The following is a 20,586-nucleotide window of genomic DNA, read 5'->3' on the forward strand; positions in this document are numbered from 1 at the left end:
TCGACCGGGATCGATGAATCAGCCGCCGTTGGCGTCCAAAGCTGCCAGCATCGTCTCGCCGAACACTGTTAGCTTCCCGCGACGGTCTCCACTCACTCCGTAGCTAAAGCCCATGGCCACGAAGTGGTACGAATCGCCATCGGGGAAGATCGGCAGCGCCCATTCGTCGCGGGTCGCGGCCGTGATCCCGCCGTGCGGATCGAACTCATACCACGTATGCTGCCAGTGCTCGATGGCCCAGAGTCGCTCTCCGCGCGGGGTGCAGTGCCGGAAGGCGGCGAGGATCCTCATCGTCAAGTCCGACTCGATCTCCTCCAATTCACCCGGGAGCCGAGAGAGGAACGCAAGGTCCCAGGTCCGGAACGGTGGTGGGAAGACCGGATCGCCGCCGGATCGCTCGTAGTGGCCAAACCTGGTCGTCCACGCGTCCCAGATCGGGTACATGATTTCGATGTCATCGATCGGAAGCCAGCCAAGCGAGCGCCAGTGGCAGCGAGTCGGATCGAGATCGGCTGAGCTTCGCGGCGGGTCGAAGTGCCGATATCGCAAGGCTCTACATCCCGACTCAGGCTTGCCTTGCTGCCCTCACCACCAACCTCGCGAAACCCCGATCGACCACGCCCACAGGCCGGCGGAGACCATGGCCGCAACCCTCGCGACTGCCGGGACGTATCGTGTCGAGACACAGGACATCAAGGCGAGCGTGGCCAGGGCGAGCGGCACGCGGAGATACAGGTCGAGGAAGGGTTGATCGCGGCCAAGTCCGCAATCACTGAAGAGGATCGCACGTGCCGCGCTTGTCGTGGCGAGGCAGATGTAGCCCGTCAAGCCGATGACGACAGACAGGACGATGATCCGATCGCCGATCCCGGGTGGCGCTGGCGGGGGAAACAGCAATGGACTGGGTCTTCGGAAATGACGGGGGAAGGCTCGCATCGCCGCCTTCTCTTTCCTGCCCGACCCGTCCATCGGCGCCACCACCGGGGCGGGTGGATGTTGATCGTGGCTATTTTCAACGATCAGCGACGATGGCCCCCGCCCCCGCCCGAGTTGTCGTTCCCATGCCGGCCTCGCGACGGCCTTGGCGTGGGCTTGGCGCCGGGCTCGGACGGGCGATCGGAGATGGTCCCCGGGGAGCGGTCCTCGCCCTCGCCGCAGATCCGGGTCACGACGTAGGTCCCGCTCTTGGGGTTGCGCTCGATGTCCACCAGGGCGAGGTTGTCGGCGTCTTCCATCAGGTGCGTGAAGCTCCGGTAGCCGTAGTAGCTCTCGTCGAACGACGGCTTCTTCCGCTTCATCGTGTCCTTGATCATCGAGGCGTAGAGGACCTCGTGATTCTCTCGCCTGAGGGCGTTGCACGCCTCGACGAGCAGGCTGAAGACCTCGCGCTGCTTCTCGTTGAGGGACGGCGGCAGGTACGCATTCAGGTTCGTGGCCAGGCGCTGCTCGTTCTCCTCCTGCCGCTCCAGGTCCTCGTAGTAGATGAACTCGTCGCAGTTGTCCCGGAGCAGCTCCGACGTCGAGCCCTTCATCCCCAGGCCGATGACGTGCTTGCCGTTCTCCTTCAGCTTGGAGACGAGCGGCGAGAAGTCCGAGTCCCCGGAGACGATCACGAAGGTGTCGACGTGCGGCTTGCTCCAGGCCAGATCCATGGCATCCACCACCAGGCGGATGTCGGCCGAGTTCTTGCCCGTCTGCGATCGCTTGGGGATCTCGATCAGCTCGATCGCGGACTCGTGGAACGGCGCGGTGTAGCTGGGATACCGGCTCCAGTCGGCATAGGCCTTCTTCACCAGGAGCTTCCCCTTCTCCACCAGCCGCTCGAGCACCTTCTGCACCTCGAAGCGGATCTTTCGGTGCCCCTGGAATCCCATCGCCAGGTTCTCGAGGTCGATGAAGACGGCGAGGCTTCGTTCGCGTTCGGTCTTGGACATAAGTGGAAGACTTCGCTGCATGGCTGGACAGATGTCAGGATTCGAGGGAAAGGTGTGCGTTCCGACCGCGCCCCTGGCCGCACCGCCGGTCGCCGCACGGAGATCCCCCCGGCCAGCTTTCCGGGACCAGGACCACTAGGCTAAGCGATGACGACCTCGATCGCAACCAACCAATACCAGCACAAGACTTTGCGGCCCATTATCGGGGGAAGGGTTGACTGGATAACCAGGGATGTCTGGAGTTGTGGAGCGGCATGGGTAGAAAATAGCGAACGGAGATATTTTCAGGATTGTGGCAATCGGGCTAAGTGGGGCGTATAAGCTTAGTGTCGGATCCAGACAAACAAGGCGAGACATGTGCGTGCACGCACTTATCTCGGGGAGGACAACCGTGAAGCAGCAGCCAGGTAGGGACAGCAAGGTTGGCCGGCGCGTCGTGCTCGGCGCGATCCTTGCCAGCGCGGTCGGGATGGGGATCGTCATCCCCAATCGGGTGCATGGCCAGGTGGCCCCCAGTTCGCAGAGCGCCGCGGCGGTGGCCCCGGCGGCCCAGGGCGGGACCACGACGGTGCTCGTGCCCCAGTGTCAGACGACCTATGAGACGGTCTACGACCTTCAGACGGTGCAGGTGCCCGTCACGGTGAACCAGACCCAGTACCGGACCGAGTGGAAGACCCGGACGGTGCCGGTGACGAAGACCGTGACCGAGAACGTCCCCGTCACGGTGAATCAGACCCAGTACCGGACCGAGTACAAGACCGAGACGGTGCCGGTGACGAAGACCGTGACCGAGAACGTCCCCGTCACGGTGAATCAGACCCAGTACCGGACCGAGTACAAGACCCAGACCGTTCCGGTGACCAAGGTCGTGACCGAGAACGTGCCGGTGACGGTGAACCAGACCCAGTACCGGACCGAGTACAAGACCCAGACCGTCCCGGTGACGAAGACCGTGACCGAGAACGTCCCGGTGACGGTCAATCAGACCCAGTACCGGACCGAGATGCGGACCCAGACCGTCCCCGTGACGCGGACCGTGCCGGAGACGGTGAACCAGACGCGGACGACGACGGTGTACGTCCCCAAGACCCAGACGGTCAACCAGCAGGTCACGAAGACGGTCTACAATCCCGTGACGACGATGCAGACCCAGTCGCGGTACGTGACCGTCCAGAAGCCGGTGACCCGGACGGTCATGCAGCCGAAGACCGTCACCAACCTGGTCAGCCGGACGCAGACCCAGTACGTCAACGAGAACTACACCGAGAGCGTGCCCGTCACCACCTGCCGCCAGGTCGTGGAGGAGCAGGGGGGCTACGAATATCGCAGGGTCCCCGTGACCACCACCGTCCCCGCGGGGTGCCCGGCCGGCGCCGGCAGCGTTGCCACCGGCGGTGGATTCCTCGGCCTCGGACGGGGCCATGGCTGCGGCCATCTCTGCGGCCACCGCTGCGGCGGCGGTTGCGGCTCCTGCGGCGGCATCGGTGGCGTTGGCGGCGCGGGTAGCCTTTGCGGCGGCGTCGCCGGCATCACCCAGACCAGCTACGTCTGCCAGCAGGTCTACGTCTCCCGGCCGGTCGTCCGCAACATCCCGGAGACGACCTACGTGACCCAGACGAAGACCCGCCAGGTCCCCGTGCAGACGGTCATCCAGGTCCCCGAGTCGCACCTCGAGTACGTCCCGACCTTCGTCCAGGACGTCGAGAACGTGCAGCAGCTCGAGCAGTATCAGGTCCCGGTGACCACCATGCAGGCCTCGCAGGTGACCGAGACCGTCCCCGTGACGACGACCGTCCAGGTCGCCGAGCAGCGGACCGAGACGGTCCCCACGACCGTGTACAAGCAGGTCACCGAGAACACCACCCAGCAGTATGCGGTCCAGGTACCGTACACGGTGCCGACGACCGTCTACCAGGCGCGGCAGAAGCAGGTGACCGAGAACGTCACCCAGCAGTATGCGGTCCAGGTGCCCTACACGGTGCCGGTGACGACCTACCAGGCGCAGCAGAAGCAGGTGACCGAGAACGTCACCCAGCAGTATGCGGTCCAGGTCCCGTACACGGTGCCGGTGACGACCTACCAGGCACAGCAGAAGCAGGTGACCGAGAACGTCACCCGCCAGGTCCCGGTGCAGGTGCCCTACACGGTGCCGGTGACGACCTACCAGGCGCAGCAGAAGCAGGTGACCGAGAACGTCACCGAGCAGTACGCCGAGCAGGTCCCGTACACGGTCGCCGTCACGACCTGCAAGACCGAGCAGCGGCAGGTCCCCCGCCAGGTCGCCGTGACCCGCCAGGTGCTGGTGCCGGTCACCGTGGCCGCCCCGGCCCCGGCCCCCGCGGCCGCGGCTGCGGCCTCGCCGCAGCACTGATCTCCGGGCTGAGGGCCGACGTGCCCATCCGTCCGAGATGCCGACCTGTCGACCGAGCTCGCCGGATTCACGTCTGGCGGGCTCGGTCGCGTTCGTTTCGAAAGGTGACGGCCCGGCGACCGGGGGCGGGAGGGGACAATCCTGCCAGGAATGCGAAACTCCGACCCCCCAACCGGGGTACAATGCCCGGGGAGCGCCGGCATCTCCCGGGAGTCGCTGAAGATGGCCCTTGATGACGGAAGGCCGACGTGATGGCGAGCCCGGGCGCATCGACGCCGGCCGACGAGGGTCCGCAGGACTTCCACACCGGGCCGCGGGTCGTGAAGGCCGGCGGCTTCGGCCGCGTCCTCCTCGCCTGGATAGGCATCTTCATCGTCCTCCAGTCGTTGCGGTGGGGCGGCGGGATTCCCGCGGCGGAGCTGGCCGCCGGCATAGAAGAGGGCGCATCGCGCGTCGAGTCCCGAATCCGGGGCGAGGTGAGCGAAGAGCTGATCCGCAAGGCGATCCGCGACCAGCGGGACGCGCGGTCGTTCTGGTCGGTGATCGGCGCACTCGGCGATTTCCTGGTCGAGCCCGCGGCCCTGGCCTTCCGGGCCGTGCTCGTCGCGACCCTGTTCACCGGGATCGCGGCGCTGGCGGGGAGGACGCCCGGCTACGACCGGGCCCTGTTCGAGTCGTCGATGGCCCAGGGCTTCTGGGTGCTCGGGCTGGCGGTCCGGCTCGGGCTGGCCGCGGCCCTCGGGCGGGGGGACGCGGACGTGGAGACCTCGGCGGTCCTCTTCCTGCCCCCCGGGGCGCATCCGGCCTGGCTCTGGCTCGCGCTCCGCCAGGTCGAGCTCTTCGCCCTGGCCGGGTGGACGGTCATGGCGTGCCAGGCCGCGCGGCGGGGGGACTCGCCGGCCTGGCTGGCGTCCGCCCTCTGCCTGTCGCTCGCCCTCCTCGAGGCCCTGATTCGGCTGTCCGTGGCGCTCGTGATGGGGGGGGCGATCCGCCTCAGTCTGCTGGTAGAATGAGCGGGCCGGGGCCGCGGGATGGACCGCCTGGCCCGGCCGCGATGACGTCGTCTGCGGGGACCTTGGGATGCTGCGAACGACCCTGCTTGCGCTCGGCCTGGGGCTCGTGATCCTGGTCCTGTTCGCGGCCAACCGGAGCCGCGAGCCGGGGGGGATGGAGCTGGACTGGCGGGTGGCCCGAGAGCCCGCTCGAAAGGTCCTGGCCGAGCCGGCCGCCCGCGGGCCGATCGTCCAGACGATCACCGCGCCCGGGAAGATCGAGGCGATCGAGGAGGCCGAGATCGCCTCCCAGATCGTCGGCCGAGTGGTCGCGGTCCACGTCGAGGAGGGGGACATCGTCCTCCGCGACGACCCCCTGGTGGAGCTGGACGCGACCGAGGCGAAGGCCCGCCTCGACTCGGCGTGCGCCCGGATCGCCAAGCTGACGGCCGCGATCAAGCAGTCCGAATCCGAGCTGGCCAAGGCCGAGCGCGACGTCGAGCAGTATTCCAAGCTCCGGGTCCGGGGCTTCGCCTCGCCCACGGAGCGGGCCGACTCGCTCACCGTCCTGGAGAAGGCCAGGGCGGCGCTCCTGATGAGCCGCAACGAGCTCATGGAGGCCGAGGCGATGAGGCGGAGCAGCGACGAGGAGCTGAAGCGCACCCGGATCGCGGCCCCGATGGACGGCGTGGTCTCGAACCTGAACGTGGACGAGGGGGAGATCGTCATCGCCGGGACGACCAACCTGCCGGGGTCCGTCCTGATGAAGGTGAGCGGCATGGGTCGCATGCGGATGCGCGCGGACGTGGACGAGACCGACGTCCTCCAGGTGAGGCGGGGGCAGCCGGCCCAGGTCTACCTGGTGGCCGACCAGCTCCGGCCGCTGCCGGGCCGGGTGCAGACGGTGGCGCCCCAGGGCAAGACCCGGAAGGACGACGTCATCAGCTTCGAGACGCTCATCGGCATCGACGCGCAGCCGCAGGAGTCGGCCGGCGGGGACGGCAACAGGCTCAGGCCGGGGATGAGCGCCACCGTGGAGGTGGAAGTCCGGCGCTCGGAGGAGGCGGTCAGCGTCCCGGCCCAGGCGGTGGTGCACCGCCGGCGGAAGGACCTGCCTGACACCCCGGCCGTCCGCGAGTGGGCGGGCCGGAACGCCCGGTCGCCGGGGGAGAAGGCCCGCGACGCCGAGCTCCGCTACGTCAAGCTCGTGTTCGTCGTCGACGGCGACGTCGCGAGGGCCCGGCCCGTGGACACCGGCCTGAGCGACGAGCGGCGGGTCGAGATCGTGTCGGGCCTCGGCCCGGACGAGCGCGTCATCGTCGGCCCCTTCCGGGCCCTGGACGAGCTCAAGGACGGTTCGACGGTCCAGCCGGTCGCGTCGGCGGCGGAGCTCGACGCGGCGAATTGACCCCGCCGCCGGTCGATCGTTCGAGTCGGAGTCGAGGTGGACGAGTCATGGATCCGGAACGCCCTGCCCATGCCGAGACGCCGGCCCCCGCGATCATCGAGCTCTCGGGGATCACCAAGTCCTATCCCATGGGTACGGAGGTGGTCCACGCCCTCCGGGGCGTCGACCTGATCATCCGGGAGAATGAGCTGGTCGCGATCATGGGGCCGTCGGGGTCGGGGAAGTCCACGTTGATGAACATTCTCGGTTGCCTGGATGTCCCGACCTCCGGCGTCTACCGGCTGGACGGGCGGGATGTCGCCCGGCTCTCCCAGTCGACGCTCGCCGGCGTGCGGGGACGCCGGATCGGCTTCGTCTTCCAGACGTTCGAGCTGCTCCCGCGGCAGACGGCGGCGCGGAACGTCGAGCTCCCCTTGATCTACGCGGGCGTGTCCCGGGCCGATCGCCGCCGCCGCGGGGCGGAAGTCCTGGCGCGGGTCGGCCTGTCCGATCGCTCGGGGCATCGGCCCAGCCAGATGTCGGGCGGCCAGCGCCAGCGGGTGGCGATCGCCCGGGCGCTCGTCCAGGGGCCGGCCATCCTGCTCGCGGACGAGCCGACGGGGAACCTCGACACGCGGACCGGGGAGGAGATCCTCGACCTCTTCGCCGACCTCCATCGCGAGGGCCAGACCATCGTGATCGTCACCCACGAGCCCGACGTCGCGGCCCGCTGCGGGCGGATCGTCCGGATCCGGGACGGCCGCGTGGAGAGCGACGAGGAGAGGCTCCCATGATCGCGGCCGCCAACGTCGCCAACGCCCTGGAGCAGCTCTGGGCGCACCGGCTGCGGTCCCTGCTCACGGTCCTGGGGATCGTGATCGCGGTCACCTCCACGATCACGGTCGTGGGCGTGATCCAGGGATTCACGCGCTACGTCGCGGATTTCCTCCAGGGGCTGGGGACCAACGCCATGTGGGTCTGGCCCGAGCGGCCGGCGGGCGAGGCGGGCAAGCGGCTGGGGCGGATCGAGCTCGACGAGCGCGACATCGCCGCGATCGAGATCGGCTGCCCGGCCGTCCTCCGCGTCTCGGCCCTGGTGAGGCCGCCGAACCTGCTGGTGCAGTCGGGCCGCGACCAGGCGACGGTGCCGATCGAGGGCGTCTCCGCGCCCTACCACGCGATCCGCAACTACGAGGTGGACGCGGGCCGGCCGTTCAGCGTGGTGGACATCGAGCAGGGCCATCACGTCTGCGTCGTCGGCCGCGACGTGCTCCGCAAGCTGAACCTGGACGAGGGGATCCTCGGCGAGTCGATCCTGATCGCGGAGCGGCGGTTCCGCGTGATCGGGATCCTCGGCGAGAAGGGGAGCTTCCTGGGGAACAGCCAGGACGACATCGTGCTCATCCCCTACACGATGGCGCTGAAGATGTATCCGACGGTCCGCCGCCGGCTGGCGGTCACCGCCCAGGCCGTGGCCGAGGCCTCCGTCCCGGAGGCCCGGGCGCAGATCATCAACCTGCTCCGCCGGCGGCACGGCCTGTCCGCCTACCAGCCGAACGACTTCCGGGTCCTCACCCAGGACGAGATCCTCGAGACGTTCAACAGCCTCAGCCTGGTGGCGACGGCGGTGCTCGCCGGCATCGTCGGGATCTCGCTCCTGGTGGGCGGGATCGGGATCATGAACGTGATGCTCGTGAGCGTGACCGAGCGGACCCGCGAGATCGGCCTGCGGAAGGCGGTCGGCGCCCGCCGGCGGGACATCCTGGTCCAGTTCCTCACCGAGGCCATCAGCCTCAGCGCGCTCGGCGGGTCGTCCGGCATCGCGCTGGGCTACGGGCTCTGCGCCCTCGCGAGCCTGCACCCCAAGATGGTGGACGTGGTCGTCCCGTGGTGGGCGGTCGCGCTCGGCTTCGGGATCTCGGCCGGGACGGGGGTGGTCTTCGGCCTGGTCCCGGCCATGAAGGCCGCGCTCCTCAATCCGATCGACGCCCTGCGGCATGAATGAGCGTCGCGACCTGCCTCAGCGGCGCTGGAGCGGGCCCTCGAGCGGCGGGCTGTCCTCGCCCGCCACGGCGCCGCCCGCCGGCGGGCTCGGCCGGCCGTAGAGCCGCAAGTAGCGATAATAGACCTCGAGCGTGAGCGCGGCCAGCGTCGTCGCGTAGATCCGGCCGCCGCGCGGCCCGTACAGGCTCTCGTCGGGATCCCAGCTCCCGGCGGGATGGCCCGAGGCCCGCTGGAGCTTGACGATCCGGTCGCGGATCCGGGCGTTCCAGCGGGTCCAGGACGGCCCGCCATGCTGATACATCGCCAGCGTGCCGTAGTACCAGTAGTAGTAATTGGAGTCGCCCCGGTCCGAGGGGTGGGAGAGGAGGTGGGATGCGGCCTCGTCGCTGGCGGGGCCCGGGCCGCCGACCCCGAGGAACTGGCGGCAGACCCACGCCTCGGCCGTCATGGTGGAGGTCACGGGCTCCCAGGGCTGATAGCGGCCCAGGCCGCGGTCGTTGCCGGTCGCGATTCGGTCCAGCCAGGCGATCACGCCCCGATCGATGTCGGGCAGGTCGGGGACCGCCAGGCCGATCTCCCGGGCCGACTTCAGGGCCATCACGACCCACCCCAGGATGCTCGTGTCACCGACCGGCGCCCCGGGCGCATACCGCCACGCCAGCCCGTCCTGCGCCCGGGCCCGGACGAGGAACCCGACGGCCCGCTCCGCGGGGCCACGCAGCCGCTCGTCGAGGCTCAGGGCGTAGGCCTCGCAGAGCGCCAGCGTCGCCATCGCATGGCAGTACATCCCGACCGCCTTGCTCGAGCCCCGGAGGTCCCCGTCGGGCTTCTGGGCGGAGATCAGGAAGTCGATCCCCTTGCCGATGGTGGTGGCATGCTTCCCGTCCCGGTGCGTGTAGCCGGCTCCCAGGTAGGTGAGCAGCGCCAGGCCGGTGAGCGCCGTGTCGGCCTCCCAGTAGGCGCATTCCCCGAAGCAGGTCTCGCCGGCGGGGCAGTGGGCCGTGAAGTCGTCGTCGCCGGCGACGGCGGCCCCGTCGTCGTAGCGGGCCGTGCCGCCGTCCCAGCGGCCGTCGCTGTCCTGGTGGCGGGCGAGCCAGTCGAGCGCGCGCTCGACGGCCTGTTCGCTGGCCGGGCTCGCGCCGGCCCGCTCGGCCAGGGCGGATCGATTGGCGTCCAGTCGCGACCGGTAGATCTCGGGGACCGCCGTCAGGCTCCTCGCCCCGGGGGGGCCCGTGAGGTCCGCCAGCGGAGGGGACTCGTGAGGCGTCGAGGAGCCCGGCATGGCCCGAACGATGGGGATCGGCGCGACCGTCGCCGGCGTGGTCGTCGTCCGCGTCGGAGGGCCCGCCGGGGGGGCCTCGCGGCCCCGTTCGCCGCGGAGGTCGGCGCGAGGCAGGGCCGACAGGGCCGACGAGGGGACCGCGGACCGGCCCGGCGTGGGGCCGGCCTTCAGCTTCTCGACCGCCGGGGCGTACTGGCCGAGGTCCCCTTCGGTCGCCGCGGCCGGAGCCGCCGACGCGGGACCGGGCTCCGATCGGGCGGGCAGGGATCGGGCCTCGGGGAGCGACCCCGTCGGAGGGATCGCGACGGAAGGGGCGGCCCGGGCCATCGCGATCGGCGATCGGGGCGCCGGCGTGCTCGGCGCCAGGAGGGGCGCCGGCGGCTCCCTCTGGAGGAGTCCGTCCGCGCGCCCGGGCTGGGGCAGGGCGGTCGCCAGCGCCAGCGGCTCGAGGGCGAGGTCGGGCGAGCGTGCGGCGACGCCGGAAGTCCCCCTGGGGGCCCCGTCCGCGCCGGGCCGCGGCGCGGCGACGCCGGCGTTCCCGTCGGCCACGGGGGCGACGCGGATCCGACGGATGTGGCGATCGGCGTCCGCCCCGTCGCGAGCCTTCGAGCCGAGTGCCCGGGAGATCGACGGCACGCCGCTGCCGTAGAAGGCCAGCCCCGCATGGGCGGCGATGGAGAGGGCCACGCACTTCCGGAGGGCGCGACGGGATCCCCAGCAGGACCAGACGAGGAGGCCGAGCACCAGCGTGCCGGCCCCGAGGAGGGCCCATACGCCCAGGTCGGTCCGGGACAGGAGCAAGAAGGTTTCCAGGTCCAGTCCGCCGTCCATTCCGCCCATGACACTCCTTCGGATGATCGCCGGGGTGTCGCCCCGGCGACCCATCATAGCCCGTCCCACCGACCGGCCGCGAGTCGACCGGCGGGGCGGCGATCAGAATCCGATCTCGTGGTCCGCGCCCGGTCGCCGCGAGGGCTCCGCCGGCCGGCGACGCTCCGCGGGAGCCTGGTGGGGAGGATGTGCGCCCGGCGACGGGCCGGCGTGACCGGAGTGGGCCCCGAACGACCGGGTCCCCGACGGCTCGACCGTCAGGAGCGGGGAGACCGCGGGCTTGGCCATCGCGATCGCGTCGATCGTCTCCGCCCCGAGCCGGTCGAGGGCGCCGGCGAGCCGTTCGATCCGGCCGACCAGGGCATCGTAGGCGACCAGGGCGAGCGTCGCCACGGCCACGCCCAGGGTCAGCGGCGTCAGGGCCGAGGCGAGCGCCGTGCCCAGCGAGCCGGACGAGCCGTCGATCGGCCGGCTCGCCAGGACTCGCCCGATCGCCATGAGCGAGCCCAGCAGCCCGAGCAGCGGCGCCAGCGCGGCGATCCGTCGGAGGGTGCCTACGTTCCGCCTCAGGCGGTCCGCCTCGACCCGATGCGCGATGACCACCGCGCGCTCGAGATCGGCGGCGGGGCGTCCCCACCGCCGGACCGCGGCGAGGGCGACCCGCGCGGCGGGGCTCGGGTTCATCTCGCAATAATCGAGCGCCTTGCCGCCGTCGAGCTTCCCCTCGTGGAGCCTGTCCAGGAACCGGGCCGCGAAATCGGCCGGGATGACCCGCCGCCGCCGGAGTCGGAAGAGCCCCTCCGCGAGGACCCAGACGCCGAGCACCGCCGCGGCCGCGAGGCCCCCCCACGTCATCCGCTCGCCGGGGGGCGTGCGGCGATACCAGGTCGCCGCGTCGATGAACGTCCGGGCCGCCAGCCGGGTCAGGGCCGATGTGTCGAGCAGCTCCGACGCCGCCCGCGGCGTGTCCGCCTCGTCCGCCCTGGCGGCGGCTCCCACGGCCGCGGAGGCGAGCAAGCCGGCGAGCACCGCGACCATTCGGAGGCATCGATTCGAGGCGGCCTGTGATCGCATGGTCGGGTTCCTTCCCAGGGGGGATCGTTCCGTGAACGGGAATGGCCTCGGCTCAGGGGACCCGGGCCGCGGGTTTCGGGCCGGGCGCGCCGTGCTGCCGGCGCATGACCTCCAGCCGAGTCCTCGCCTCGGGGAGGTGGGGATCGTCCTTGAACCGCGGCGAGGTGCAGAGCCGGTCATAGGTCTCGGCCGCGTCCGCCCACTGGGAGAGTCGCTCGTGGACCTTCCCGGCCTCGAGGAGCGCGGCGGCCTCCCAGCGCGGGGCGTCGTAGAGCGCGTCGACCTTGAGGAACTCCGAGAGTGCCTCCCGGAAGCGGTCCTGGTGGAAGTAGGTCTCGCCGCGGAGCAGCAGGGCCTGGGCGGCGAGGTCGCTCCCCTTGCGGCCGGCGATGACGGACTGGAAGGCGGCACGGGCATCGTCCGGCCGGCCCATGCCCAGGAGGGCGCGGCCACGAGCCAGGTCGAGCTCCGCGACGGCCGGGTCGTCGGCCGGCAGCTCCTTCCTCAGGGCCTCGGCGCGGGTGAGGGCCTCGTTCCATCGCTTGACGCCCACGAGCGCCTGGACGTGCCGCTCGCGGACGAGCCGGGTGAATCCCTCGGCGGCGGCGGCGGGCGCGGCGGGCGACCGCTCGAGTGCATCGAGCGCGGCCTCCGCGGCCTCGGCACGACCCAGCCTCAGGTCCGCCTCGGCGCCGAGCAGCCTGGCCTCTCGGGCCCGCGGGTGGTTCGAATAGTCGCGGACGAACCGCCCCGCCGTCGCCGAGACCCCGGCCCAGTCGTCGAGCTCGGCCTGCGTCCGCGCCTTGCGGTAGAGCATCAGGGGGAGGAAGCGGGCCGCGGCGGGCGTCGCCGGCGTCGAGGATGTGGCCGTCGGCTCGGTCGCGGCCATCGCCGGCTCGAGGATCTCGAGCACCCGGCGAGGCTGCCCGGCCTCGCTCGCCGACTCGGCGAGGTTGAACCGGGCCTCCAGCGCCCGCGGGCTCTTCGGGTGCTCCTTCAGCAGGCGTTCGAAGGCCGCGTCCGCCTGGGGCAGCTTGTGGGCGTCCACGAGTGCCCAGCCGAGCTCGGCGAGGAGGTTGTCCGTCGCCTCGCCGGTCGCCTCGACCTTCGGCCCGTCCGGCCTGGCCGCGAGGATGGCCACGTACAGGTCCGCCGCCTCTTGCGGGTGCGCCGACGAGGCCAGCAGCCTGGCCCGACCGAGGTCCGCGCGAGACCGTTCCGGCGATTTCGGATACTGCTCCGCCAGCGACCGATAGGCGGCGATCGCCGGATCGGCCTGGCCCGAGGCGGCGAGGGTCGCCGCCAGGTCGAGGGCCGCGGCCGGTGCGGCCGGGTCCTGCGCCGAGTCCTTGAGGTAGGCGGCGAAGGCCGGAGCCGCCTCGGCCGGCTTGCCGAGCTTCCAGAGGCTGCGGGCGAGACCCAGCCGCGCCCTCCCCCGGATCGCCGGATCGAGCTCCCCAACAGCCTGCGCCCCGGACTTCGTCGGCTCGTCGTCGAGGACCTGCCGGAAGATCTCCGCGGCGCGGGCCTCGTGGCCCGCGTCGAATTCGGCCTCGGCCAGCCGGAGCCGGGTCGGCAGGAGGCTCTTGCTGCGCGGGAACCGTGCCGCCAGGACGCCCAGCGTCTTCTCCGCCTCGTCCAGCTTACCGGTCGAGGCCCATGCGGCGGCGAGATGCGCGAGGGCCGCGTCGGCGACGTCTCCGTCCGGCTTCGCCTTCAGGTAAGCCTGGAGCGGGCCGATGGCCTGCTCGGGCCTCCGATTCTCGATGTGCTCCTGGCCGATCAGGAACTGGGCCTCGGCCGCGAGCGGCGTCGCGGGGGCCTCGGCCAGGCCGGCGAGCAGGGCGGCCGCCTTCTCGGGCCGCTTCGACTCGCGATAGGCTCGCGCCAGGTCGAACCGGGCGGAGGCGACGGGGCCCCGGGGCGTCTTGCCGTCATCGCCGGCCTCGACGATCGGCTCGAGGATCCGGATCGCCTCGTCCGGGCGGTTGGAATTGAGCTGGGCCCTGGCCTCGATGAGGCGGACCTCCCGACGCATCGGGCTGTCCTTGAATCGCCCGTCGAAGGACCGAGCCAGGCGGATCGCCTCGGCATGATCTCCGGCGTCCTCGGCGAGGCGGGCGGCGCGCGCGAGGGCGTCGTCCGACCAGGTGTCGGCAGGTTCGAGCTCTCCGACCTTCAGGAAGCGACGCCTCGCCTCCTCGGTGCGCTTCAACGCGACGAGCGCCTCGCCCGACCGGAAGAGGAGCGCGGGAGCGAGCGTCGACTGCGGGAACTTCTCGATCGCGGAGTCCAGGATCGGGATGGCGTCGGTCGCCTGATTTCGCTTCAGGAGCGAGGTGGCCAGGGCGAGGGCCGCGCGGGGCGCCAGCGGCTCGCCCGCGTCCCGGACGAGGGGGCGAAGCAGCGCATCGGCCTCGTCGGCCCGGTCCGACTCCACGAGCTCCTCGGCGCGGAGCAGGTCTGCCTCGGGCTTCAGGACGCTCTTCGGCGCGGCGAGGGCGAGCCGCTCCAGCGACTTCACGGCGTCGGCATGCCTCCCCGCGGCCGCCTGGGCCCTGGCCATCTGGAAGTAGGCCCGGTCGGTCCAGTCCGCCCTCCCCTGTCCGGCCAGGGCGGTGAACGTCTTCACCGCGGCATCGGTCTCGCCGAGCCCGGCGAGGGCACGGCCCAGGCCATAGCGGGCGCGATCGGCGAGCGACCCGCCGGGGAAGAGGGCGAGGGACCGCTCGTAGGCCTCGCGGGCCGGCTTGAGGTCTCCGAGTGCAAGCCGGACGTCTCCCAGGTAGGTCCAGGCGGTCTCCAGGTTGGTATGCTTGTTCGGATCGGCCACGAAGGTCTCGAGCGCGGAACGGGCCCCTGGGAGGTCGCCGAGCATGTAACCGAGCTCGCCCAGCCGATACCAGGCCGTCCGCGCCCGGGGGTGATCCGGCGCCGCGTCGAGGAATTGCCGGAATCCCTGGCGGGCTTCCTTGTACCGCCCCTGGAAGAGCCGGGCGCTGGCCAGCCCGAACCGCGCGTCATCCGCGTCCGAGCGGATGGGCTTCGAATCGAGGAATTTCTGATATTCCTCGGCCGCAAGGTCGAACTTGCGCTGCCGGAAGAGCCCATGAGCGAACGCCAGCTCTTCCGGGATCGGCCGGCCCGACGGGCTGGCGGACCTCGGCTGAGACTCCTGGGCCAGGGCGGGAATCGCCACCAGGCCGAGCGTCGCCACGAACATCAGCAGCAGGTTGCGATGTCCGCGGTCCCTCGCCGACGGTCGATGCGGCGATCGGTCGAGCTCGACGGCGGATTCGGATCTCGAAGCAGGGGACCGCATCAAGGTCGGACTCTCCCTCCTTGCTGGGCTCTCGCCGACGCTCCTTCCTCTCGATTTCGTACCGGATGGCAGGAAGAATTGAGAGAATGTGCCCCCCTTGCTCCATTTTCCGGGGGTACATCGGATCCGACCGAGACCCTCGGTCTCGGGCCCACTCCCTTATAGCCTCGGATGCTCCGAATCCTCAAGAGGAGGGACGACAGGGCCGCGTGAAGACTCGCCGACTCGGCTCGATTTCGAACCCCGTATCGCAGCCTCGCAAGGCCGCGTCGCGGAATTGCGTTCCAAGCCGGGCTTCCCCCTGACAGTTCGCTCGCAATCTCGGTAAAATCGCTAATGTCTGCGAAACCACCCAGGTTCCACCCGCCCGCCTTTTTTCCCTCCTCAGACCTGAGTTCACGCTGGACTTGAACTTCGGCTCGATTTATTCTACTAAAAACCCGCAAAGTCCCCAGTCTTTGTGGTTGTCTGGGCCGGTGGCCCGGAATATACCACAAACGGTCCGCCCTCGTGTGGCGGCACCGAGTCAGTTGTGAGACTTCGTTGCAACAATGGAGAAAGCTCCCATGATGGCCTCTCGGGTACTCGGTGCGGCTGCCGCGGCGCTGGTCGCCGGCTCGGCGTTCGCACAAGCCCCATCCAAGCAGTTGCCGGCGCCGCAGGCCCCGGCCAAGGTCGCGCCGGTCGCCGTCGCGCCGGTCGCTCAGGCCCCGGCCGTTCCGACGAAGGTCGCGCCGGTCGCCCAGGCCCCGGCCGTTCCGACCAAGGTCGCGCCGGTCGCCGTCGCGCCGGTCGCCCAGGCCCCGGCCGTTCCGACCAAGGTCGCGCCGATCGCGGTGGCCCCGGCCACGCAGTCGCCGGCCGTGCCGACGAAGGTCGCGCCGATCGCGGTGGCGCCCGCCACGCAGTCGCCGGCCGTGCCGACGAAGGTCGCGCCCATCGCCGTCGCTCCTGCGGTCCCGACGAAGGTCGCGCCGATCGCGGTGGCCCCGGCCACGCAGTCGCCGGCCGTGCCGACGAAGGTCGCCCCGGTTGCCGTCGCGCCGGTCGCCCAGGCCCCGGCCGTGCCGACGAAGGTCGCGCCGGTCGCGGTGGCCCCTGCGGTCCCGACGAAGGTCGCCCCGGTCGCTCAGGCCCCGGCCGTTCCGACGAAGGTCGCCCCGGTGCTTCAGTCCGCCCCGGTGCTTCCCGGCAAGGCCGCCCCGGCTGCCTCGGCTCCGGTAACGACCGAGGCTCCTCCGGCTCCCGCCCCGGCTGCTCCTCCGGTCCCGAGCATCCCCGCGGCGCCTGCCGCCCCGGCGGTCCCGAGCATCGCCCCTCCGGCCGTGCCTTCGCCCGCTCCGCCGATCCCCAAGCCCGCCTCGTTCAGCGTCAAGAAGGCCTGAGCGACGGCTGTCCCGGTCCTGGTATCCTTCCAAACTGTCCCCGGCCTGCATCAGGCCGGGGTTTTCATTGCGCCTCGGCTGGAAATGAAGAACGCCGGGCGTGCCGCGAGGATGAGCGAAGAGCAAAGAAGAAAGCCTCCCGGATGGCACTCCGGGAGGCATGCAGGAGGCGTCATCATCGTCCCGGGCGGGTCATTTCTCGCTCAGGGACTTCTCGATCGCGGCCGTCAACTCGGGAGAGTCGGGCTTGTCCTTGGGCAAGAACCGGCCGATGACCTCGCCCTTGCGGTCGACCAGGAACTTTGTGAAATTCCAGGGGATGTCGCCGGAGAACTTCGGGTCCGTGGCGTGGCCCGTCAGGAACGCGTAGAGGGGATGGATCTCCTTCCCCTTGACGACGATCTTCGAGAAGAGCGGGAAGCTGACCTTGTACTTCGCGGAGCAGAACTGCTTGATCTGCTCGTTCGTCCCCGGCTCCTGGGTTCCGAACTCGTTGGCCGGGAAGGCCAGGACCTCGAACCCCTGATCCTTGTACTTCTCATAGATCGCTTCGAGCTGGGCGTACTGCGGGGTGTATCCGCACTGGCTGGCGGTGTTGACGATCAGGCAGACCTTGCCCTTGAATTTGGACAGGGGGACGTCCTTGCCATCGATGTCCTTGACGGTGAAGCCGAGGACCGATGCGGGCTCCTTTGAGGGGGTTTGGGCGAGGCTGCTGAATGAGGGCAGGGCCGCGGTCAGGAGTGCGGCCGCGGCGGCCGGCGCGACCAGGGAGGCGATGCGGTCAAGCACGATGACGAGTCCTATGGGGCCATGACGAGGGGATCCGGGCGGGGTGTCGGCACGTCGAGCCAATCGGTGCGGCGGGCGGACGGAAGGCAGGAGATGTCGCCGCGTGAGTGCGGCAAACCGTATCGGCCTGAAGTTCATCTTGCAGAGCGATTCTCGGAATTTCAAGTGTTCCGGCCGGCATCGACCGCGGTCGGGTCGGATCGACGCGGGGGCGCCTACCATGTTCATGGCATTCACACCCGGAGCGGAGAGGGCCTTGACCCATGCCCGGGCCAGGGCCCGGGGGAGGCAGAGCCCCGCCGTGGAGCCGCTCGATCTGCTCGCCGGCCTGGCCGACGACGAGGACAGCCAGGCGGCCACGCTCTTGACGCAGTTCGGGATGGCGCCGGCCGACCTGCTGAAGGCCCTCGGGCTGGAAGTCGGCGAGCCGGCCTGGCCGGAGCCGCCCCCCCAGGTCCAGGCGCTACCGCTGTCGAATGAGGTCATGTCGGCCCTCAGCCATGCGGCCTCGAGGGCCCGGGCGGTCGACCGCGGCGCGGACGTCGGGACCGAGCACCTGCTGGCCGGGGTGCTCGCCGTCCCCTCGCCCTTGATCGAGGAGCGGCTCGCGCCGGGCCTCGATCTCGTTCGCCTCCGCGAGCACCTCGAGCACACGTTCGACCCCGTCGCCGAGCCGATCGCTCCGCCCGAGGGGATGGCCCCGCTCGACCTCTCCGACGCCGCCCGGTCGGTCGAGATCGGCCGGATCCTCGACGCCTCCGCGAACCGCGCGAGGGAGGGCCTGCGGGTGGCGGAAGACTACGTCCGCTTCGTCCTCGACGACCCGGGCCTGACTCGCCGCCTCAAGGAAGTCCGCCATCGACTCGCCGACGCCCTCCGCGGATTCGACGCCGACCTGCTGATCGGCTCGCGAGAGACCCGGGAAGACGTCGGGACGCACATCATGACCCATTCCGAGGGGGTCCGCGAGAACCCCCGGGCCGTGCTCACGGCGAATTTCAAGCGGGCCGCCGAGGCCCTGAGGACGCTCGAGGAATATGGCAAGCTCGTCGACGTCTGGCTCGGCGGCCGGTTCGAGATCCTCCGCTACGACGTCTACACCCTCGAGAAGCTGACGCTCACCGCGGTCCACGCGTATCGCGGCCTCGGCGAGGCCAGGCTGATGGTGCTGGTCGGCGGCCTGAAGACGATGGGTGACCTGACGTGGGTCGTCGGCGAGGCGCTCGAGGGGGGGGCCGACGTGATCCAGCTTCGCGAGAAGGGGCTCCCGGATCGCGAGCTCCTCAGCCGCGCCCGCGAGGTCCGGATCCTCACGGCCCAGGCGAAGGCCCGATTCATCCTGAACGATCGGCCCGACCTGGCGAAGCTGGCCTCGGCCGATGGCGTCCACCTGGGCCAGGATGACGTCTCGGTCCGGGATGCGCGGCGGATCGTCGGCCCGAACATGCTGATCGGCGTCTCCACCCACGATCGGCCGCAGCTCGACGCGGCGATCCTCGCCGGGGCCAACTACCTGGGCGTCGGCCCGGTCTTCCCGAGCGCCACCAAGGACTTCGCCGAGCCGGAGCTGGCCGGGCTCGCCCACGTCCGGGCCGCGGCCGAGATGACCTCGCTGCCCTGGTTCGCGATCGGGGGGATCGGGGAAGAGAATCTCGGCCGGGTCCTCGAGGCGGGCGCCTCGAGGATCGCGGTCAGCGCCGCCGTCGTCCGGGCCGATCGCCCGCGGCGGGCCGCGGCCCGGCTGAAGGCCCGGCTTGAAGGCCGGGCCCCCGAGAGGGACGCCGAGTCCGCCGACGAGGACCCCCACGACGATTGATCCCGAGGTCCGTCCGACTCCGTCCTCAACGGCGGGCGGGAGCCGGCGTCTGCGAGGAGTCGGGCAGCCCCTTCGCGACCCGGTTCCTCGCCGCAAGGACCGTGACCGGATCCACGACACCCACCGCGCATTCGCGGAGTCGGGCGGCGGTGGGATCGGTGGCCGAGCGCCCGGGCTCCAGCCGCGGGACCATGCGATTGTAGAGGAGCGTCACCGAGGCCTTGGGCCGCAGGCCGCGGTGGACCTCGATCTCGCGGATCGCGTCCGCCAGCGGCCATCCCTGGACGTGGAAGCGATAGAGCCCCATCCAGGCCGGCGACCGGTCCATGCTCGCGTGGCAGTGGACCAGGATCGGCCAGGCGGACGGGTCCTGGGCGATCTCCAGCGTCTTGGCGATGAAGTCCTCGCCGGTCGGGTCGTCGGTCGGCTCGTTGCTCACGTAGGCCAGGCCGTGATCGCGGACGAATTGCAGCTCCTCCGGCAGCCGCGGGCTGCGTTCCGCCGTGTGCTCCGGGAAGAGGTTGATGATCGTCCGGAAATGATGCCGCTGCTGGGCCAGCTCCAGGCCCCGGTAGGTCGGCATCGCGCTGATGTAGATCCGGCCCGGGACCACCTCGCGGAGCCGCGCCAGGGGCCGTTGATACCAGAAGAGCCCGCGGCCGGCGAAATCGAGAGCCAGCGAAGCGGCGATCATGATCGTGACGATCCCGGTCCTCGACCAGCCGGGAGGGGCCGCCGGGACGACCCGGACCAGGGCCAGCGCCCAGGCCAGCAGGCCCCAGACGAAGGCCCATCGCGGCCAGAATCCGATCGGCTCTCGATCGATCCAGGGGACCTGACGGAGGATCACGAGCGCGGCCGCGACGACGAGCAGCCCGCCGATCCCTCGCACTTTCGCCGCCGACCAGCCCCGGCGCAGGTCGATGCCGAGGAGTCCATACGAGAACAGGGCCAGGAGCGCGACCGCGGCCAGTCCCAGGACGAGCCGAAGCTCCGCGGGAGCCGCGGGGTTCAGCAGGGTCCGCCAGCCCAGGCCGTGCCAGCCGTCGACGAGGGGGCCGGGAGTCGCCGCATGCCAGAAGCCCGCGATCGACAGGGCCAGCGCGGCGAGCCAGGCCCTTCGCGACCTGCCGCGGAGGACTCCCCAGGCCGACAGGACCAGGGCCGCGGAGGCGATGTAGACCGCGGAGTGGTCGATCGTATCCCCGGCCTCGGCGAATCGATAGGCGGGGGGCGGGAGGGCGTTGTACGTCGGCCGGACGACGCGGGGGAACTCGGGGTCGATGTCCGACTCGAAATCGAGCACGTACCAGGGGGCCGGGATGACCGCCAGCGCGAGCACGAGCCAGGGCCAGTATCGGACGCGCCATCCCTGCGCGAGGTGTCCCGTCATGCC

Annotated in this window: 14 protein-coding genes; 7 read left to right on the forward strand and 7 right to left on the reverse strand. The window is 70.8% G+C overall.

The genetic code is table 11. From position 1 onward, the window contains the following. Positions 1 to 18: 18 nt before the first annotated feature. Positions 19 to 444, reverse strand: coding sequence for a DUF2716 domain-containing protein (locus tag G6O54_RS23650; RefSeq protein WP_165228732.1), 426 nt, complete (start codon positions 442 to 444; stop codon positions 19 to 21). A 575-nt stretch (positions 445 to 1,019) separates the two neighbouring features. Further along, on the reverse strand, positions 1,020 to 1,934 hold the full coding sequence (locus G6O54_RS23655; protein ID WP_205679013.1) for an NYN domain-containing protein: 915 nt from the start codon (positions 1,932 to 1,934) through the stop codon (positions 1,020 to 1,022). A gap of 391 nt (positions 1,935 to 2,325) precedes the next feature. Here G6O54_RS23655 and G6O54_RS23660 point away from each other — a divergent pair, with 391 nt between their 5' ends. The 5 genes from G6O54_RS23660 (at position 2,326) to G6O54_RS23680 (ending at position 8,689) form a co-directional block, all read left to right on the forward strand. After that, positions 2,326 to 4,305: a hypothetical protein gene (locus G6O54_RS23660; protein WP_165228734.1), complete on the forward strand. Its 1,980-nt coding sequence runs from the start codon at positions 2,326 to 2,328 to the stop codon at positions 4,303 to 4,305. A 251-nt stretch (positions 4,306 to 4,556) separates the two neighbouring features. Then, positions 4,557 to 5,318 carry a hypothetical protein gene (locus tag G6O54_RS23665; RefSeq protein ID WP_165228736.1) on the forward strand — a complete coding sequence of 254 codons (762 nt, stop codon included), beginning with the start codon at positions 4,557 to 4,559 and terminating at the stop codon, positions 5,316 to 5,318. A gap of 67 nt (positions 5,319 to 5,385) precedes the next feature. Beyond that, positions 5,386 to 6,705: an efflux RND transporter periplasmic adaptor subunit gene (locus G6O54_RS23670; protein ID WP_165228738.1), complete on the forward strand. Its 1,320-nt coding sequence runs from the start codon at positions 5,386 to 5,388 to the stop codon at positions 6,703 to 6,705. 47 nt (positions 6,706 to 6,752) lie between these two features. Beyond that, positions 6,753 to 7,478, forward strand: coding sequence for an ABC transporter ATP-binding protein (locus G6O54_RS23675; RefSeq protein WP_165228740.1), 726 nt, complete (start codon positions 6,753 to 6,755; stop codon positions 7,476 to 7,478). Continuing rightward, positions 7,475 to 8,689, forward strand: coding sequence for an ABC transporter permease (locus G6O54_RS23680; protein WP_165228742.1), 1,215 nt, complete (start codon positions 7,475 to 7,477; stop codon positions 8,687 to 8,689). The genes G6O54_RS23675 and G6O54_RS23680 overlap by 4 nt, the downstream gene beginning before the upstream one ends. 15 nt (positions 8,690 to 8,704) lie before the next feature. Here the strand turns inward: G6O54_RS23680 and G6O54_RS23685 are convergent, their stop codons facing one another. From G6O54_RS23685 to G6O54_RS23695, 3 genes are all read right to left on the reverse strand, one after another. Continuing rightward, complete coding sequence (locus G6O54_RS23685) at positions 8,705 to 10,801, reverse strand: hypothetical protein (RefSeq protein ID WP_165228745.1); 2,097 nt, start codon at positions 10,799 to 10,801, stop codon at positions 8,705 to 8,707. Between the two features lie 102 nt (positions 10,802 to 10,903). Continuing rightward, positions 10,904 to 11,875, reverse strand: a complete 972-nt coding sequence (locus G6O54_RS23690; RefSeq protein WP_250847034.1) for a MotA/TolQ/ExbB proton channel family protein — start codon at positions 11,873 to 11,875, stop codon at positions 10,904 to 10,906. 52 nt (positions 11,876 to 11,927) lie between these two features. Continuing rightward, positions 11,928 to 15,197 (reverse strand): tetratricopeptide repeat protein, encoded by a 3,270-nt coding sequence (locus G6O54_RS23695; RefSeq protein WP_165228747.1) that lies wholly within the window; start codon positions 15,195 to 15,197, stop codon positions 11,928 to 11,930. Between the two features lie 566 nt (positions 15,198 to 15,763). On the opposite strand from G6O54_RS23695, the gene G6O54_RS23700 reads away from it, so the two are divergent. Beyond that, complete coding sequence (locus G6O54_RS23700; protein WP_165228730.1) at positions 15,764 to 16,582, forward strand: hypothetical protein; 819 nt, start codon at positions 15,764 to 15,766, stop codon at positions 16,580 to 16,582. A gap of 192 nt (positions 16,583 to 16,774) precedes the next feature. On the opposite strand, the gene G6O54_RS23705 is transcribed toward G6O54_RS23700, so the two are convergent. Next, positions 16,775 to 17,374 carry a glutathione peroxidase gene (locus G6O54_RS23705; protein ID WP_304511162.1) on the reverse strand — a complete coding sequence of 200 codons (600 nt, stop codon included), beginning with the start codon at positions 17,372 to 17,374 and terminating at the stop codon, positions 16,775 to 16,777. 226 nt (positions 17,375 to 17,600) lie between these two features. Between G6O54_RS23705 and G6O54_RS23710 the strand changes: the two genes are divergently transcribed. Next, a complete protein-coding gene (locus G6O54_RS23710) occupies positions 17,601 to 19,190 on the forward strand; it encodes a thiamine phosphate synthase (RefSeq protein WP_500809980.1) in 1,590 nt (529 codons plus the stop codon). Positions 19,191 to 19,215: 25 nt separating this feature from the next. On the opposite strand, the gene G6O54_RS23715 is transcribed toward G6O54_RS23710, so the two are convergent. Beyond that, entirely contained in the window at positions 19,216 to 20,583 is a 1,368-nt protein-coding gene (locus G6O54_RS23715; RefSeq protein WP_165228751.1) for a protein-tyrosine phosphatase family protein, read from the reverse strand. Positions 20,584 to 20,586: the final 3 nt, after the last annotated feature.

The organism is Aquisphaera insulae, from assembly GCF_011064615.1.
Taxonomy (GTDB): domain Bacteria; phylum Planctomycetota; class Planctomycetia; order Isosphaerales; family Isosphaeraceae; genus Aquisphaera; species Aquisphaera insulae.